Origin of the sequence: Paraburkholderia yinzeri (assembly GCF_046581065.1) — a bacterium.
Taxonomy (GTDB): domain Bacteria; phylum Pseudomonadota; class Gammaproteobacteria; order Burkholderiales; family Burkholderiaceae; genus Paraburkholderia.
The window spans coordinates 689,418-707,063 of record NZ_JBFOCJ010000003.1 but is presented as its reverse complement, the minus strand read 5'-3'; the positions used below and the strand labels follow the sequence as shown (position 1 = coordinate 707,063).

General features: G+C 63.1%; 18 protein-coding genes. 13 read left to right on the top strand and 5 right to left on the bottom strand.

Going from position 1 to position 17,646, the window contains the following annotated elements:
* Positions 1-11: 11 nt before the first annotated feature.
* From catC to WJ542_RS29980, 12 genes are all read left to right on the top strand, one after another.
* Positions 12-302 (top strand): muconolactone Delta-isomerase, encoded by a 291-nt coding sequence (gene catC, locus WJ542_RS30035; RefSeq protein WP_411193176.1) that lies wholly within the window; start codon positions 12-14, stop codon positions 300-302.
* Positions 303-380: 78 nt separating this feature from the next.
* A complete protein-coding gene (catA, locus tag WJ542_RS30030; RefSeq protein WP_411193175.1) occupies positions 381-1,316 on the top strand; it encodes a catechol 1,2-dioxygenase in 936 nt (311 codons plus the stop codon).
* Positions 1,317-1,434: 118 nt separating this feature from the next.
* Positions 1,435-2,793 carry a Rieske 2Fe-2S domain-containing protein gene (locus WJ542_RS30025; protein ID WP_411193174.1) on the top strand — a complete coding sequence of 453 codons (1,359 nt, stop codon included), beginning with the start codon at positions 1,435-1,437 and terminating at the stop codon, positions 2,791-2,793.
* Entirely contained in the window at positions 2,790-3,278 is a 489-nt protein-coding gene (gene benB, locus WJ542_RS30020) for a benzoate 1,2-dioxygenase small subunit (protein ID WP_411193173.1), read from the top strand. The genes WJ542_RS30025 and benB overlap by 4 nt, the downstream gene beginning before the upstream one ends.
* 41 nt (positions 3,279-3,319) lie before the next feature.
* Positions 3,320-4,342: a benzoate 1,2-dioxygenase electron transfer component BenC gene (gene benC, locus WJ542_RS30015; RefSeq protein WP_411193172.1), complete on the top strand. Its 1,023-nt coding sequence runs from the start codon at positions 3,320-3,322 to the stop codon at positions 4,340-4,342.
* A complete protein-coding gene (gene benD, locus WJ542_RS30010; RefSeq protein ID WP_411193171.1) occupies positions 4,339-5,139 on the top strand; it encodes a benzoate diol dehydrogenase BenD in 801 nt (266 codons plus the stop codon). Before benC ends, benD begins: the two co-directional genes overlap by 4 nt.
* A 29-nt stretch (positions 5,140-5,168) precedes the next feature.
* Positions 5,169-6,425 carry a GTPase gene (locus WJ542_RS30005; RefSeq protein WP_411193170.1) on the top strand — a complete coding sequence of 419 codons (1,257 nt, stop codon included), beginning with the start codon at positions 5,169-5,171 and terminating at the stop codon, positions 6,423-6,425.
* Positions 6,422-8,002, top strand: coding sequence for a dynamin family protein (locus WJ542_RS30000; RefSeq protein WP_411193169.1), 1,581 nt, complete (start codon positions 6,422-6,424; stop codon positions 8,000-8,002). Before WJ542_RS30005 ends, WJ542_RS30000 begins: the two co-directional genes overlap by 4 nt.
* Positions 8,003-8,123: 121 nt before the next feature.
* Positions 8,124-9,083, top strand: coding sequence for a LysR family transcriptional regulator (locus WJ542_RS29995; RefSeq protein ID WP_411193561.1), 960 nt, complete (start codon positions 8,124-8,126; stop codon positions 9,081-9,083).
* A 70-nt stretch (positions 9,084-9,153) separates the two neighbouring features.
* Positions 9,154-9,603, top strand: coding sequence for a MarR family winged helix-turn-helix transcriptional regulator (locus WJ542_RS29990; protein WP_411193168.1), 450 nt, complete (start codon positions 9,154-9,156; stop codon positions 9,601-9,603).
* Positions 9,604-9,864: 261 nt separating this feature from the next.
* Positions 9,865-10,566, top strand: a complete 702-nt coding sequence (locus WJ542_RS29985) for a trimeric intracellular cation channel family protein (RefSeq protein ID WP_411193559.1) — start codon at positions 9,865-9,867, stop codon at positions 10,564-10,566.
* Positions 10,567-10,644: 78 nt separating this feature from the next.
* A complete protein-coding gene (locus WJ542_RS29980; protein WP_411193167.1) occupies positions 10,645-11,925 on the top strand; it encodes a lactonase family protein in 1,281 nt (426 codons plus the stop codon).
* A gap of 103 nt (positions 11,926-12,028) precedes the next feature.
* Here the strand turns inward: WJ542_RS29980 and WJ542_RS29975 are convergent, their stop codons facing one another.
* From WJ542_RS29975 to WJ542_RS29960, 4 genes are all read right to left on the bottom strand, one after another.
* Positions 12,029-13,135 (bottom strand): porin, encoded by a 1,107-nt coding sequence (locus WJ542_RS29975; protein ID WP_411193166.1) that lies wholly within the window; start codon positions 13,133-13,135, stop codon positions 12,029-12,031.
* A gap of 367 nt (positions 13,136-13,502) precedes the next feature.
* The gene (locus WJ542_RS29970; RefSeq protein ID WP_411193165.1) at positions 13,503-14,024 is read right to left on the bottom strand and encodes a response regulator transcription factor; all 522 of its coding nucleotides are present in this window, start codon (positions 14,022-14,024) and stop codon (positions 13,503-13,505) included.
* Between the two features lie 344 nt (positions 14,025-14,368).
* Positions 14,369-15,205 (bottom strand): alpha/beta fold hydrolase, encoded by an 837-nt coding sequence (locus WJ542_RS29965; protein WP_411193164.1) that lies wholly within the window; start codon positions 15,203-15,205, stop codon positions 14,369-14,371.
* Positions 15,206-15,433: 228 nt separating this feature from the next.
* The gene (locus WJ542_RS29960) at positions 15,434-16,204 is read right to left on the bottom strand and encodes an alpha/beta fold hydrolase (protein WP_411193163.1); all 771 of its coding nucleotides are present in this window, start codon (positions 16,202-16,204) and stop codon (positions 15,434-15,436) included.
* A 169-nt stretch (positions 16,205-16,373) separates the two neighbouring features.
* Here WJ542_RS29960 and WJ542_RS29955 point away from each other — a divergent pair, with 169 nt between their 5' ends.
* Positions 16,374-16,979 (top strand): TetR/AcrR family transcriptional regulator, encoded by a 606-nt coding sequence (locus WJ542_RS29955; RefSeq protein ID WP_411193162.1) that lies wholly within the window; start codon positions 16,374-16,376, stop codon positions 16,977-16,979.
* Between the two features lie 38 nt (positions 16,980-17,017).
* Here WJ542_RS29955 and WJ542_RS29950 read toward each other — a convergent pair whose 3' ends face one another.
* On the bottom strand, positions 17,018-17,560 hold the full coding sequence (locus tag WJ542_RS29950; RefSeq protein ID WP_411193161.1) for an extracellular solute-binding protein: 543 nt from the start codon (positions 17,558-17,560) through the stop codon (positions 17,018-17,020).
* Positions 17,561-17,646: the final 86 nt, after the last annotated feature.

The following is a 17,646-nucleotide window of genomic DNA, read 5'->3' as shown; positions in this document are numbered from 1 at the left end:
GGAAGTTGACGATGCTTTACCACGTACGAATGGATGTGCATCTCCCGAACGACCTCTCCGCGGATGCCGCAGACGAGATCAAGGTGCGCGAGAAGGCCTATTCGCAGGCGCTGCAAAAGAGCGGCAAGTGGCGCCATATCTGGCGCCTCGCGGGCGAGTACGCCAACTACAGCATTTTCGACGTGGAGAGCAACGCCGAACTGCACGACATCCTGACGGGTTTGCCGCTGTTCCCGTACATGAAGATTTTGGTGACGCCGCTGTGTCGTCATCCGTCGTCGATTCGTGACGACGACGTTTGAACCCGAGAGCCGTGTGCTTTCGGGAGCAAGTGCGTCCCGAGTCGTTTTTCCCCCGAGAACTATGTGGAGACAGTAATCATGAACGCCAAAGTATTCGACACCCAGGAAGTGCAGGACCTGCTGAAGGCCGCGACCAACGTCGACGGCAAGGATGGCAACGCACGCTTCAAGCAGATTCTCAATCGCCTGCTGAACGATCTGTTCAAGGCGATCGATGACCTCGACATCACGCCCGACGAAGTCTGGGCCGGTGTGAACTATCTGAACAAGCTCGGCCAGGACGGGGAAGCGGCGCTGCTCGCCGCCGGCCTCGGTCTGGAAAAGTACCTCGACATTCGCATGGACGCCGCGGACAAGGCGGCCGGTCTCGACGGCGGCACGCCGCGCACGATCGAAGGCCCGCTCTATGTGGCCGGTGCCACGGTGCGCGACGGCGTAGCGAAGATCGACATTAATCCCGACGCCGATGCCGGCCCGCTCGTGATTCACGGCACGGTCACCGGCACGGACGGCAAGCCCGTTGCCGGCGCCGTGGTGGAATGCTGGCACGCCAATTCGAAGGGCTTTTATTCGCACTTCGACCCGACCGGCGCGCAAAGCGATTTCAACCTGCGCGGCGCAGTCAAGACCGACGCGAACGGCAAGTACGAGTTCCGCACGCTCATGCCGGTGGGCTACGGCTGCCCCCCGCAGGGCTCGACCCAGCGGCTGCTGAACGAGATCGCCCGCCACGGCAACCGTCCGGCGCACGTGCACTTCTTCGTGACGAGCGACGATCACCGCAAGCTGACCACGCAGTTCAACATCGAAGGCGATCCACTGATTTGGGACGACTTCGCCTACGCCACCCGCGAGGAACTGATTCCGCCCGTTACCGAGAAGACGGGTGGCGCGGCGCTGGGCCTCAAGGGCGACATCTATAAGGACATCGAATTCAACTTCGCCCTGACGCCGCTGGTCCAGGGCAAGGACAACCAGATCGTCCATCGCCTGCGCGCCGAAGCCACGGCGTAACAGTCCGACACGGCGGCGGTGCGGGGTCGCACCGCCGCCTGTCAAATCCCCCAAGACCCGTTCGACACCGATGCAGGCCATGCCTGCAGGGGCCGGTGCGCGCATAGGGAGAGGAACCATGTCCGTCATTCACGACCAAGCCAACGAACTCGATCATCTGCTCGCCACGGCGGTGCAGGACGACAAAGAGGCCGGTGTATTCCGTTGCCGTCGCGATATCTTCACCAACACCGATTTGTTCGAACTGGAGATGAAACACATCTTCGAGAGCAACTGGGTGTACCTGGCGCACGAAAGCCAGATTCCGAACAACAACGACTACTACACCACGTGGATCGGTCGCCAGCCGGTGGTCATCACGCGCGACAAGAACGGCGAGCTGCACGCGGTCATCAATGCTTGCGCGCACAAGGGGGCGATGTTGTGCCGGCGCAAGCACGGCAACAAGGGCAGCTTCACCTGCCCGTTCCACGGCTGGACCTTCTCCAACACCGGCAAGCTGCTCAAGGTGAAGGACGAGAATACGACCGAGTATCCCGTGCAGTTCAACACGCATGGCTCGCACGACCTGAAAAAGGTCGCCCGCTTCGAGAACTATCGCGGCTTTCTGTTCGGCTGTCTCAATGCGGACGCCGCGCCGCTGGAAGACTACCTGGGCGAAGCGCGGGTGATCATCGACCAGATCGTCGACCAGGCGCCGAACGGGCTGGAAGTGCTGCGCGGCAACTCCTCGTACGTGTATGACGGCAACTGGAAGATGCAGATGGAGAACGGCTGCGACGGCTACCACGTCAGTACCGTGCACTGGAATTACGCCGCGACGATGGGCCGGCGCAAGGAAGACGGCACGCAGGCCGTGGACGCGAACAGTTGGAGCAAGTCGGTGGCGGGCGTCTACGGTTTCGACCACGGGCACATTCTGTTGTGGACGCAAACGATGAATCCGGAGGTGCGTCCGGTGTATCGGCAGCGCGACGAAATTCGGGCTCGCGTGGGCGAAGTGAAGGCGGATTTCATCGTCAACCAGACGCGCAACCTCTGTGTGTATCCGAACGTGTTCCTGATGGATCAGTTCAGCACGCAGATTCGCGTGGTGCGGCCGATCAGCGTGGACAAGACCGAAGTCACCATCTTCTGCTTCGCCCCGAAGGGCGAGAGTGCCGACGATCGCGCGATTCGCGTGCGCCAGTACGAGGACTTCTTCAACGTTTCGGGCATGGGCACTGCCGACGACCTGGAAGAGTTCCGCGCCTGCCAGTCCGGTTATGCCGGCATCACGGCGATGTGGAACGATCTGTCGCGCGGCGCGCCGTTGTGGGTGGAAGGCGCGGACGCCAACGCGCAGAAGATGGGCCTCAAGCCGCTCATTTCGGGCGAGCGCAGCGAGGACGAAGGGCTCTTCGTGTGCCAGCACGAATACTGGGTGCGCACGATGCGCGAGGCGCTGAAGAAGGACCGCGAGGAGGTGGTGGCATGAGCTTCGATTATCCAACCATCTGCGCGGCGCTGTACCGCGAAGCGCGCCTGCTCGACGATCGCCAGTGGGACGAATGGCTGGCCTGCTACGCCCAGGACGTCACGTACTGGATGCCGGCATGGGACGACGACGACCAGTTGACCGACGATCACGAGAGCCAGATCTCGCTGATGTACTACCCCGACCGGGGCGGGCTGGAAGATCGCGTTTTTCGCATCAAGACCGAGCGCAGCGGCGCGTCGACGCCCGAGCCGCGCACGAGCCACAACGTCACGAACGTGGAAGTGCTGGCCGAACGCGGCGACGAAGTGGATGTGCGCTACAACTTCCATACGCTCAGCCACCGCTACCGGACGAACGATCACTTCTTCGGAACGATGTTCGTCACGTTGCGCCGGGCCGGCGACGATTTGCTGATTGCCTGCAAGAAGATCGTGCTGAAGAACGACTATATCCGGCAGGTACTCGACGTCTATCACGTTTGACGTCGAACGTTATATCCCTGAAGGGAGTTGGAGGAGGTTCCATGTCCAGTTACAAGATTGCGCTGAACTTCGAGGACGGCGTAACGCGTTTCATCGAATGCAAGGCAGGCGAGAAGGTTCTCGACGCCGCATTTCGTGCCCGGATCAATTTGCCGATGGATTGCTCCGACGGCGTGTGCGGCACCTGCAAGTGCCGCGCCGAAAGCGGGCGTTACGACCTGGGCGACGACTATATCGAAGACGCGTTGACCGAGGACGAGAAGGACAGCGGCCTCGTGCTGACGTGCCAGATGGTGCCGCAGAGCGACTGCGTGATTGCCGTGCCGGCGGCTTCCGCCGTGTGCAAGACCGGACAGAGCAAGTTCGGCGCGAGCGTGGCGAAAGTCGAGCCGCACAACGACGCGGCCATCGTGCTCGAACTGGATGTGAAGGCGAATGCGCCGGTCTTTCTGCCGGGTCAGTACGTCAATATCGACGTACCGGGCAGCGGCCAGCATCGTTCGTATTCCTTCTCTTCTGCGCCGGGCGAATCGCGGGTCAGCTTTCTGATCAAGAAGATTCCTGGTGGCGTGATGAGCGGCTGGCTCGAATCGGCGCAGCCGGGCGACAAGCTCGATCTGACCGGGCCGCTCGGCAGTTTCTATCTGCGCGACGTGCAGCGGCCGCTGCTGTTTCTCGCGGGCGGCACGGGGCTTGCCCCGTTCCTTTCGATGCTCGAGGTGCTGGCGCGCGACGGCTCGCAGCAGAAGGTGCATCTGATCTACGGCGTGACGCGCGACCTCGATCTCGTGCAGGTCGAGGCGATCGAGGCGTACATGGCGAAGCTGCCGGGTTTCAGCTACGCCACCGTGGTGGCCGACGCGGCTTCGAGCCATCCGCGCAAGGGCTGGGTGACGCAGCACATTCCGGCCGATGCCCTGAACGACGGCGACGTCGACGTTTATCTGTGCGGGCCGCCGCCCATGGTCGACGCCGTGCGCAAGCATTTCGACGACGAAGGCGTGAAGCCCAACAGCTTCCACTACGAGAAGTTCACCCCCAACGTTGCACCGAAGGCGGCATGACCATGCAACGATTCTCAGGCAAGGTCATGGTCGTCACCGGCGCGGCCCAGGGCATCGGTCGCGGCGTGGCGCTGCGCGCGGCGGCGGAAGGCGCCAGAGTGCTGCTGGTCGATCGCGCCGATTTCGTCTCCGAAGTGGCGGCCGAGGCGGGAAGCATGGAAACGGCGGCGGATACGGCGGCGAATGCGGCGAGTTTCGTTGCCGACCTCGAAACCTACGAAGGCGCGGCAGCGGCGATGGCGTTCGCCGTGCAGCGATTCGGCGGTATCGATATCCTGATCAACGGCGTGGGCGGGGCGATACGCATGCGTCCCTTTGCGGCGTTCGAGCCGGCCCAGATCGACGCCGAAATCCGCCGTTCGCTGATGCCCACGCTTTACACGTGCCATGCCGTGCTGCCGCATCTGCTGGCGCGCGGGGGCGGAACCATCGTCAATATTTCGTCGAACGCCACGCGCGGCATTCGTCGCGTGCCGTACTCGGCGGCCAAGGGCGGCGTCAATGCGCTCACGCAGTCGCTGGCGATGGAATACGCGGAGCACAATATTCGCGTGGTTGCCACCGCGCCGGGCGGCACCAGCGCCCCCCCGCGGCGCGTGCCGCGCAATGCGGCCGGCGACAGCGAGCAGGAGAAGGCCTGGATGGGCGAAGCGGTGCAGCAGGTCACCGAATCGACCTTTTTCAAGCGCTATGGCAGCATCGACGAACAGGTCGCACCCATCCTGTTCCTCGCGTCGGACGAGGCCGGCTATATCACCGGGTCGGTATTGCCGGTGGCAGGCGGCGACACGGGTTGATTCGCGATCGAGTGTTGAGGAGCCGAGACTTGTCTAAAGAAATGCGTAGCGAAGCGGCACGTGAAGTCGTTTCCATGTTGCCGAACCGCGCCCGTGATCTGGCGCGGCTGCAGACCCTGGCCGGTCGCGCCGAACCTACGGTGACCGTGATCGGCAAATACAATCACGGCAAGAGCCGTCTGCTCAACGAACTGATCGGGCGTGACACGTTCGCCGTGGCCGACAGGCGCGAGACGATGCAACTGGCCGGCAGCGTGCACCAGGGCGTGCGCTGGCTGGATGCGCCGGGGCTGGACGCGGACGTCGGTAGCGGCGACGATCGGCACGCCTTGCAGGCGGCGTGGCTGGAGTCGGATATCCGCCTTTTCGTGCATGCCGCGAAGGAGGGCGAACTGGACACGCGGGAGCTGTCGCTGCTGAAAGCGCTGCACGTGGACAGCGCGCGGACGCAGCGACAAACCTTGTTCGTGCTTTCGCAGGCCGACCAGTTGGCCGACGACGTCGAACTGGCCAAGGTGGGCGACGCCATTGGCGCACAAGTGCCGGGCTTGACGCTGAACGTCGTGTCCTCTACGCGCCATCGCAAGGGGCTGGAAGGCAACAGGAAATTACTGCTGGAAAAGAGCGGCATTCCGGATTTACGCGTGGCACTGGCGGCGGCGCTTGCCAGCGTGCCGAACGCGCGTGCGCATGAAACCGCGTTGCTGTTCGGCGAGATTCGCGCAGAACTGCAAGCGCTTCGTGCCGGGCGGGAAGCTGCGCTTGAGGCTTTGTGCCGGACACAGCGAGAGCAACGGCAGGATTTCGATCAGGGTCTCGATGCTGTCGTCGAAAAGGTAGGCGGCACCATTGGCGCAATGCTCGATGCGCTTGGCACGGATCATGCCGCCGTACCGGATTCCGCAAGGGACGCCTATGCGATCACGGCGGGTAAGCTCGAACGCGCGCAGATCCAGATTGTCTACTCGCGTGCCTGCATCGAGATCGACGCCTTTCTGGCCGGGCACGGGGTCGTCGGCCTGCCGCAGGCGCAGCAAACGGCGGCGCGCAGCCTGAACTCGGTGATGGTTGCCGTCATGGGCGTGTCCGTGAAGTTCCGCAAGGACTTGCGCAGGATGTTCTGCGAAGCATCGGGGCGGCAACGCATGCAGCGCGAGTTCACCCAGTATTTCGAAGTGTCGGCGGACAGACAGACCCTGGCCACACGGATCGTGGATATCGAGTCGATCATTGCCGCCCTGGACAAGGCTTTGGCCGCATTGGCAACGCTGGAGGCGGTTGCATGAAAACCGACGTGAGCCACGAACAGCGCTTGATCGACGAGATCGATTCGTTCGAGTTCATTGCAAAGGATGTCGAAGGAATCCTGCAATCGCTGAACGATTGGCTCGCGCGGCTGAATGCGGATCTTCATGGCAGTCTGCTGACGTGCTCGGGTTTCAAGGAGCAGGGCGTGCTGGCGCGTCAAGCCGGGGCCATCAACGCCGTGGTGCGGAACGCCATGCAGGTGTGGTCGCGACAACGGGCCAGCATGGAAGCGGTGCACGCGCTCGCCGATACCTTCGACGACAAAGTCTTGCTGCTGGTGTTCGGCAAATTCAATGCCGGCAAGAGCTCGTTCTGCAATTTGCTTGCCGATCGTTTCGCGGCGCACGGCAGGACTGTCGAGTATTTCCACGTCGAAGCCGGGCGTATCGTGGAGACGCCCAAACGCTTCAGGAAAGGCGCGACCGAAACCACAGCGCGGCTGCAAGGCGTGCGTCTGGGCGAAAAGCTCGTGCTGCTGGACACGCCGGGTCTGCATTCGGTGACGCCGGAAAACGCGGCGCTGACGCAGCGCTTTACCGAAAGTGCGGACGGCGTGCTCTGGCTGACCAGTTCCACCTCGCCCGGGCAGGTCCAGGAACTGGACGAACTGGGCCGCGAACTGCATCGGAACAAGCCGCTGCTGCCGGTCGTGACTCGCAGCGACCTGTACGAGGAAGACGAGGTGGACGGCGAGATACGTAAAGACTTGCGCAACAAGACCGCGCAGAATCGGGCCGAACAGGAAGCGGACATCAAGACCCGGGCGGAACAGAAACTGCTGGCAATGGGCGTGGATGCCGCGCTGCTGGGCGCGCCGGTTTCGATTTCCGCGCTCATGGCACGCCAGCAGGGGCAAACGCCGGCGGCGATGAACGAGGCTGGGTTCGAGAGGCTCTATGCCGCGCTGCTCGCCATCGCCGAGCCCACGCTGGTCTACAAGCGGCGCAAGGTGGCCGAAGTCGTGCTGCACCATCTGGAAGAGCAGGTGCTGGGTAGGTTGCACCATGAGGTGCTGCCTTTGCTGGCGGACTTGAAGGTAGCATTGCGGGACGCACTCGAATGGATCGAGCGACAACGGGAGCCGATTGCCGCCGCCGTGTGGCGCGGCGTGATGCCGGCGCTGCCCGGGTTGCTGGAAAAGCATTCGGTCACGCGCGATGTGGGCGCGATCCGTAACAGCTTGTCGCAAGCGATCCTCCAGACGTTTTCGCGCGAAGCGAACAAACAACTGACTGATCACGCGATTGCGCCCACAGCCTCGCTTGCACAGATCGAACTGGCCGATGGCGCGGAGTTCGAGGATATCGTAATCGACTCTCCGGGAGAGGCTGGCAACCTGCGTCAGATCGTGGGTGTCGCCTACGAGCGTCTGTATGGGGCGATGGAGGTGGCGATTCGCCATAGCCTGCAGCGCCTTGGCGATGAGGCCGCCGAACAATGCCGCGTTTCGACGAGGCAGCTAGTCGATCAGGCAGGGCGCCTGGAGGACGCTTTGGCGCTCCACGAACGAGACCTCTTCGATCTCAAGGGCGATTTGCGGCGCGAGTCCGCATGAGTCCACACGGTCCCGCAGGCGTGGCGAGAGGTTCGGTCGATAAAGCAATGAGTTAAACTATTTTTCCGAACCGGACCTGATACCAGGACGAGAAGCAGGACGAAATCTCACCGTCATGAACATCGAACTGCGACACCTGCGCTACTTCGTGGCGGTAGCCGAAGAGCGCAACTTCACGCGTGCCGCCCAGCGCCTGCATATTGCCCAGCCGCCGCTCTCGCGCCAGATCCAGCAGCTCGAAGAGGTGCTCGGGGTGCAGCTCTTCGAGCGCAATTCGCGACCGCTCAAGCTTACCGATACGGGCCGCTTCTTCTATTCGCACGCCATCCAGTTGCTCGCGCAGAGCGCCGAGCTCGAATCGATGACGCGGCGCGTGGGCCAGATTGAGCGCAATCTTTCTATCGGCTATGTCGGCTCGACGCTCTACGGCATGCTGCCGAAGATCATCCGCCGCTTTCGTCAGGAGAACCGCGCCGTCGAGATGAGCTTGCACGAAATGACCACGATGGAGCAGATCAAGGCGCTCAAGGAAGGCCGCATCGACGTGGGCTTCGGGCGACTCCGGCTGGAAGACCCCAGCATCCGTCGCGTCGTGCTGCGCGAGGAGCGCATGATCGTGGCGCTGCCGCTGGGGCATCCGCTCATCGAAGCCAAACCGGTGCTCTCGCTTACCGACCTCCTCGGCGAAACGCTCATCATCTTCCCGAAGGCGCCGCGCCCGAGCTACGCGGACCAGGTGCTGGCCGCCTTTCACGACCGCTCGCTCAAGCCACATCGCATCTACGAAACGCGCGAACTGCAGATCGCGCTCGGACTCGTCGCGGCGGGCGAAGGCATTTCGATCGTGCCGAGCAGCGTGCACGGCCTCAAGCGCGACGACATCTTCTACAAGGAACTGGACGATCCCAGGCTCGTTTCGCTGATCATCATGAGCATGCGGCTGCTCGACGAGTCCGAGGACGTCACGCGCATGCTCCACCTCATCTACGAACTCTACGACGAAGAGGGGATGGCCTACATGGCCTCCGCGGAGCCCGGCGGGCAGGCAGCCGGACCGGATTGCGCCGACCCAGGTAGTTGAAATTTTCAACTACTTTGACTATAGTGCCCAGCATCGCCGGTTCAGCCCGCCGCGCAACGGGAGCTTGCGCTTGTCCACCGCCTCGTACGCCGATTTCCTCACCTTCCGGCTCGACCTCACGAGCGCGCTCCTGTGCGAGCGCGCTAACGCCGTTTACCGCGAGCGCTGGGACCTCGACGTGCGCGCGCTGCGCGTGCTGCGCATCGTTTGCGGCGAACCCGGCATCTCGCCCAAGGCCGTCTCGCAACAGGCGCTGATCGAAAAGACGCTGCTGTCGAAAACGCTTGCCGAGCTGGAGGCGCGTGGATTGATTGGCCGCGACACGCATCACGAGGACCGCCGCCGCGTCGCGATTCGTGCGACGCCCAAGGGTGCCAGAATAGCGCGAGACTCGGCGCAGGCCGGGGCCGAGCTCGAAGCCGAACTGGCCGTGGCGCTCACCGTGACGGAACGCAGGACGCTCGACCGTTTGCTCGAAAAGCTGTCGGGCAGCCTGCTCGGCGGCAAGGCGCAGGCGTAGCCGGGTTCCCCCGTTCCAGCCCGGTATGCGCACGCCCGAATCGTCATTACGTCAGCATGTATGCCTGCATTTGAGCGGGCATCGAAAGGAGTCTCCCATGTCCTCTCAAATCGAAACCCGGCTGCCGGAAACCGCCGCGCCCGCCATCGACGCACTTTTGCCCGAGCCCGAAGCGATCTGCAAAGAGCGGGGTCATGCCGGCGAGGCCGCCGCGTGAACGCAGACCTGAGCGCGCACGTGAGCGCGCACGTGAGCGCGCATATGAACGCTCACACGGCATACACGGCGCTCGATCTGATCGGCACGTTCGCCTTCGCCATCTCGGGCGCCGTGGCCGCGCGGCAGCGCCGCCTCGACCTGTTCGGCATCATCGTCGTGACCTTCATGGTGGCCTGCGGCGGCGGTATCCTGCGCGACGTCTGCATTGGAGCGATTCCGCCCGCGGGGCTCTCGAACTGGGCTTATCTCGGCGTAACGCTGCTGGCGGCGGTGCTGACCATCGCGGCCTATCCGCAAGTGCGGCGCTTGCGCCACCCGGTGCTGTTCTTCGATGCGATCGGGCTCGGTCTTTTCGCGGTGGCCGGCGCGCAGAAAACGTGGATCTGGACCGACAGCGCGGAAACCGCCATTGCGCTCGGCATGGTGAGCGCGGTGGGCGGCGGCGTGCTGCGCGATATTCTGCTTTCGCGCGTGCCTGCGATTCTCGAACGCGAAATCTATGCGTCGGCCGCGCTGCTCGGCGCGTCGTTGCAGGTAGGGCTCACGTACCTTGGCTGGTCGTCGTTCTGGACGCCGTGGGTGGCCACCATCGCATGCGTGCTGCTACGCCTCGCCTCGCTGCATTACGGCTGGCGTTTGCCCGTGTTCCATCTGCGCGAATCCGCGAAGCCGCGCGGGGCGCCCGCAGTGCCTGCGGCGTCGACCCGATCCGCCACGGACGAGCGGCGCGACGCGTCGCGGTGAGGCGCGGTGGGGCGCGGGTGAGCCGCCAGGTCTCCTGCCCGTGTACGATGGCGCTTTCTGTTCAGGAGACGGCAAACGATGAACAAAATTGGGCATCTCGAAGTCCCGGGCTTTCCCGGTTCGGCGGCGCGGCGCGTGTGGCTCAAAGGCGTGAGCGCCATGGCGGCAGCGTCGGCCATGGGCACCTTTGCGGGTACGCAGCCGGCACGCGCGGCCAGTCAGTCCGCCGCGCCCACGCAGGCGGCGCAGGACGGCAACGCGCTCTTCGCCTATGTGGGCACGTACACGCCACATGGGCTCGGCATCCATCGCTTTCGCGTGGACCGCGCGACGGGCAAGCTCGAAGCGCTGCCGGCCGTGCAGGGTATCGAGAACCCGAGTGCGCTCGCCATCGACCCGCAACAACGCTTTCTCTTCAGCGTGAGCGAGGTGAAGAACTACAACGGCACGACGAACGGCTCGGTCAGCTCATATGCTATCGAACCGGGCACGGGCGAGCTGCGCCTGATCAGCACCGTCAACTCGCAGGGTGCCGGGCCGGTCTATCTGAGCCTGCATCCCAACGGCCGCTTCCTGCTGGTGGCGAACTACGTGAGCGGCAGCGTGGCCGTGCTCCCGTTGGGCGGTGACGGCGCGCTGGGCGACGCGGTTTCCATACAGGCCCCGCAGGCGCCGGCGGGCGCGGAGCATGCGGCCGAAGGCGTGCCGGGCAGCTTTGCGATCAGCGATCACGATGGCCCGCATGCGCACACCATCGTGTCCTCGCCGGATGGCCGTTTCGCGATCTCGACCGACCTTGGCGTCGATCGTACCTATGTCTGGAAGTTCGACGAGGCGAGCGGTGCGCTCACGCCGAACGATCCGCCGTTCGTCGCGGCGTCGGCCGGCGCGGGGCCGCGGCACGTCGCGTTTCATCCGAACGGGCGCTTCATGTACGAAGTCACGGAAGAGGCGTCTACGCTCGTCTGCTACGGCTACGATGCGGCGCACGGCACGCTCACGCAGCTTCAGTCGGTGTCGACGCTGCCGGCGGGCTACGAGGGTACGAGTTTCGCATCGGAAATCGTGCTCTCGCACGACGCCCGCTTCATCTATGTCGCCAACCGGCTGCACGACACGATCGCGCAGTTCGGCATCGGCGCGGACGGGCACGTGCACTGGATCGGCGAGATCCCTACGGGCGGCGACTATCCGCGCGTGATCCGCTTCGACCCGTCAGGGCGTTTCCTTTATTCGCTGAACCAGCGCAGCGACCACATTGCGATCTTCGCGGCCGACAAGGCGAGCGGCAAACTGCACTTCACCGGCAACTACGTGGCGGTTGGCAGTCCTTCGGATATCGCGTTCGCATCGGCGTGAGCGGATCCGCGGCTTTGCCGCGGACGAAAAAAACCGCACACGTGAAAAGCGTGTGCGGCTCGTGTCTGGTGCGACAGATCCGGCGCCTGGCCGCACCGCGTCATCAGAAGATGTTGCGCAGACCGATTGCGACGGCGGTCTGGTTGTTGCGACCCGGGTAGTCGATCGTGTAGGCGCCCGTGCCGTGCGTGAAGTCGACGGTGCCGTAGACTTCGGTGCGCTTGGAGAGCGAGTACTCGGCGAGCAGCGTGGCCGAGTAGTTGATACCTACGCCGAGCGTCGTGTCGCCGGGCATGACCGCGTTGCGGGCGTGGCCGTAGTAGCCGGCGGCCGTGAGCGCCAGCGGCGCCGTGACCTGCCATTGCGTGCCGACGTAGAAGTTGTCGTCGATACGGTTCGGGCTGAGGAGGCTCGACGTCGACGAGAGAACCTGCGAGGTGGCGAGGCCGCTCTGCTGCTCGTAGATGTCGGTGCCGCCGGTCTGATCCTGATAGTGCAGCCAGCCTGCCAGCAGCTTCATCGACGGGAGCACCGCGTAGACGGCGCCCACGTTCAGGGCGTTGAACTTCTTGCCGTTCACGTCGTTCTGCTGGAAGCCCACGAGCGTCTGCAGCGCGCCGACGTCGTACTCTGCCGTGAACGCGTACATCTCGTTCGTGCCGACGCTGCCCGCTACGCCGCCAAAGCCATACATGGCTTCGATCTGCAGGCCGCCGATCGTGTTCTTGTACTTGACCGAGTTGCTCTGGAACAGGTACGGGCCGATCGGGTTGTACGCCCAACTGTCCTGCCAGTAGTCGGCAACGGTGAGCGGGTCGAACGTGTTGCCCATCGCCTCGAAGAACGGCGTCTGCTGGTAACCGAAGGTCACCGTACCGTAGACATTGTTCGACAGACCTACGTAAGCGTTACGCGAGAAGAGCGGGGCACCGGGGGGCAGTGCGCCGTTGAAGAGGTTGAACTGGTTCTCCAACTTGAAGATCGCCTGCGTGCCGTCGCCCAGATCCTCGGACCCCTTCAAGCCGAAGCGGCTCGGCGTTTCCACGCCCTGGACCATCGAAGTGAGGCCGTCATTCTGCGGGTTGGCGTTCGTCTGGTAACGGATGGCCGTATCGACCAGGCCGTAAAGCGTAACCGAGCTTTGCGCGAAAGCCGACTGGGCCGAGAGGGCCAGCAGAGCGGCGCCGAGCGCTGCAGTAGTCTTTTTCATGAGAGTCCCCGACATTGTTTGACCGGCGGCGCGCACAGCGGGCGCCGCTATTACAGTTCAATCAGGCCGCTGGTTAATTCCAGCGACTGAACGGTCGGGATGATATTTCCATTCATTAAATTTCAATAATGAATTTGCAACGGTGTCGCCCCGTTGCAACATGCGGTTGACTCCCGATATCGGAACCGGCCAACCCCGACGAAGCGCCCGAGGGGCGGGCTTTCAGCTTGTTTTCAATATGTTTGCGCAACCCGGCCTGGATGGATCCTGGGGAGCGTGAATGGAAGTTTGGGTAACTTTCATTTAACCAATATTTCATGAAAGTGTTGTGTAAGGTGTGCCGGTTTCACGGCAACCGGGCCTGACGTCACGAAGGCGTTGCGGCTCTGGTTTCGGCGACTTGCGGCGCGCACTGGCCGCGGGCCCACAGAACCAGATCGCGCTTGGTTCGCACGCCGAGCTTGGCGAACGCGCGCTGCACGTACGACTCGGCCGAGGTTTGCCGCACGCCCAGGATCTTCGCCGTTTCGGGCGCGGTGCGTCCCGCGATCAGGTGGCGGCAGCTTTCGTATTCCCGTTTCGAGAGCCGGATGTCTTCGCTCGCAAGGCGCGCGTCGAACAGCACGAGCGAATCGGTTTCGCTCATCGCGTTGGCGGTCCGCTTGACGGCCGCCGTGGACACATGCAGTTCCAGCAGCGGAAACAGAAAATCGCCGAGATGCCGGAAGTGATTGAGCTCGGCCAGCGAAAACTGCGGCTGGTCATCGCGGCGCACGATCGCGAGCGAGTACTGCGTGTGGCGCGTGCTTTTCGTGAGCACGCACTCCTGGGCGATATGGCTGGGCTCGAAGATCAGCTCGCGAAACTCGCCGGCGGGCAGCTTGCTCATGTCGCGGACCACGAGATGCGTGCCCGTCGTGCTGCGTATGCCGGCGCACGAAATGAGGCAGGCCGACCGATTCGATGACCTCGCCCAGCGCCTTGATCGGCACGTTCAGGTGCCGGCTGTTTTGATTGAAAGGGTCGACGTTAAGCAGCATGGTGTCCCCCGTTGCTTCGGTCACCAACCTTATCAGATCACCTTTCTGCGCAGCGACGGCTCGTACGCGAAGGCGAACGACCTGCTGGGTACGCAGTTATCTATTCGTTCTGAGTCGATGGGGGATGCAAGCGGGCCGGCCGCAACAGTTGCCGCACCCATGAGCCCGCTCACGCGGGCTCATGTCGTTGCCGTTATGCCTGCACGAATGCGAGCAGATCGGCATTCAGGACTGCTGCATTAACCGTCAGCATGCCGTGCGAAAAACCGGGGTACGTCTTCAGCGTTCCGTTTTTCAACAGCTTGATCGACTTCAGCGCCGCGTCGGCGATCGGTACGATCTGATCGTCTTCTCCATGCAGGACCAGCGTCGGGACCGTGATGGTCTGGAGATCTTCCGTCTGATCCGTTTCCGAGAAGGCCTTGATGCCCTCATAGTGCGCCTTCGCACTCCCCATCATGCCTTGCCGCCACCAGTTCTGGATCACGCCTTGATGGACCGCCGCGCCGGGACGGTTGAAGCCGTAGAAAGGGCCGGCGGGGACATCAACGAAGAACTGGGCGCGATTGTCGGCAAGCGCCTTGCGGAAACCGTCGAAGACCTCGATCGGGAGACCTTCCGGATTGGCCCCGGTCTTGAGCATGAGCGGAGGCACGGCGCTCACGAGCACGGCCTTGGCGACGCGTCCGCTGGGCTGCCCGTGTCTCGCCACATAACGAGCCACCTCGCCGCCGCCCGTTGAGTGGCCGATATGCACCGCGTTATGCAGATTGAGCGCTTCCACGACGGCAAAGGCGTCGGCAGCGTAGTGGTCCATGTCATGTCCATCCGGGACCTGCGAGGACCGGCCATGACCGCGCCGGTCATGCGCGATGACGCGATAGCCTTTCTGGACGAAAAAGAGCAACTGTGCGTCCCAATCGTCGGAAGATAGTGGCCAACCGTGATGGAAGACGATGGGCTGGGCGTCCTTCGGACCCCAGTCCTTGTAGAAGATTTCGACATTGTCCTTCGTCATAACGTACGGCATGGTCATGCTCCTTTGACGTTATCCGGGCGATCGCCGGTCAGCAGGATCCGGCGCCCGGGTGACAGAAGTTACCGCTTCGGCGAGCAGTCGCCGAAAGCGAACGGTACTGCGAACGAAACAAAGCGATGGGAAGACCAACATCGTGACGGAACGGGACGGGACCACCCGTTCGAAATCATCCTAACAGTTCAGCAAAGAAAGCTATTCGCAGCGGACACTCGCGCTTTCTCATTCCTTGCCGGCCTGCGCTGCGGCTTGCTCGATCAGCTTCGCGACTTCGGCCGGATGCGACATGTAGGCCACGTGGCTGGAGTTGATCTCGACCGTCTTGCTGCCTGCTCGCTGGGTCATGAAACGCTCCAGATCGGGGTTGATCGCGCGGTCTGCGGTTGCCACCACAGCCCAGCTAGGCTTCGTTCTCCATGCGGCGTGCGTGATCGGAACGCCGAACGATTGCGCGGCCGGGGTCACCTGCGAGATGGCCATGAAGCTCGCTTCGGCGGCGGGCAGGTCGGCGGCGAAATCCTGGTGGAAATCGGCCGGATCGATGTACAGATGGCCGTCGGCAGTCGCCTTGATGGCCTTGGTGGCGGGCGGCATCTTTTTGGCCAGTTCGAGCGGGGTTTCGCCCGTGTCGGGCTGGAACGCGGCCACGTAGACGAGACCCGCGACCTTGTCGTCGTTGCCGGCCTCGGTCACGACCGCGCCGCCGTAGCTGTGGCCGACGAGGATGCTCGGGCCGTCCTGCGCATCGATCACGCGGGTGGTTGCCTTCACGTCGTCGTCGAACGAGGTTTCCGGCTCCTGTACCACGGAGACCTTGTACCCGTCGCGCGTGAGGATCTTCGAGACGGCCTGCCAGCCCGAGCCGTCGGCGAAATATCCGTGGACGAGGACGACGTTCCTGATGGGCGCGGCCGTGGCGGCTTGCGAGCCGAGGGCGGCGGCGGAAAGGGCAACGGCGGCGGCGATGCGGGTTACGTATGAGGAAAGCTTCATTTTCATGCTCCTGGGGATGAGGTAAGGGAGACATCGGCAGGACAGTCCCTGTTCGATGAAAACATCCTACTAGTAGGATGGCTGATGCGCAAGAAAAATTTCGGAGCTGGAAATCGATCTCCGCTCCGCGTACACTGTCGATTAATCAACCGACTAGATGGTAGGCTAAATGACGGCAACGGGAGACCTTACGGCAAACAGGATCATTGCGGCTGGACGGCAACTCATCATGCGTCGCGGCTATAACGGGTTCAGTTATGCCGATGTCGCAGAGGCGATCGACATTCGCAAGGCGAGCATTCACCACCACTTTCCCGCTAAAACCGATCTCGTGATCGCGGTGCTGAACGAGTGGCAGGAAGCATTTGAGGCCGACGTGGAGGCACTTCAGGCCAGCGGCGCCGACGCTATTGCCCAACTGCGGGCTTACGTCGGCCATTGGGAACGCTGCATTGCTGACGATTCGGCTCCGTTCTGCGTGGCGGGCATGCTTGGCGCCGAACTGCCTTCATTGCCGGAGGACGTGGCGCAAGGGGTGAAAGCGTTCTTCGATAGCCTGACTGCGTGGCTCGAACAGGTGCTTGAATCGGGTGTGAAGAGCGATCTCGTCAAGCTGGATTCGTCGGTTTACACCGAGGCCGCGACGCTCGTGTCGCTGGTTTATGGTGCCATGCTGGCTGCAAGGGCTTATGGTAGCGTCGCGCTATTCAAGGATGTCACCGGGGGGGCAGTGGAAAGGCTGGTGAAGCCGCGCAAACGCGCGCGAACCGGCTGATTGCCGACGAACGGGGGGGCGTATTCGTTCTTTTCTCCTCAATCCGTCTTCAACTTCGCCCACAGGCGGTTCTGCAGCCGCGTGAGTTCCGCCGTCATCGGCTTGCTCACGAACATCTTGCGGTATTCTTCGGGCGGCGGGAACACTGCCGGGTCGGCCAGCACGTCCGGGCGCACGAGTGCCTTCGCGGCCGGTACCGCAGTCGGATACGAGGTAGTGTTCGTCAGATTGGCGGCTTCCTGATTCGAGATCACGAAGTTGATGAACTTCATCGCGTTCCCGGGATGCGGCGCATCTTTGGGAATCGCCATCATGTCGAACCACATCGCCGTGCCTTCGTCGGGAATCACGTACTTGATGTGGTAGGGTTTCTTCGCCGCTTCCGCGGCGATTCGCGCCGAGTTCACGTCGCCCGACCAGCCAGGCGCAAGGCAGATGTCGCCGCCCGCGAGGTCGTTGATATAGCTCGCGCTGTTGAACTGCGTGATGTACGGACGGATGCTCTTCAGCAGTTCGTAGGCTGCCTGGTAGTCCGCAGGATTGTTCGTGTTGGGATCTTTCTTCAGATAGACGAGCGCCATGCCGCCCGCTGCCGATCATCCAGACCGGTGTGACGCGCGTGCTCGTAGACGAACCCGGCGGAACCCCGACGAACGTCTCGACCTCC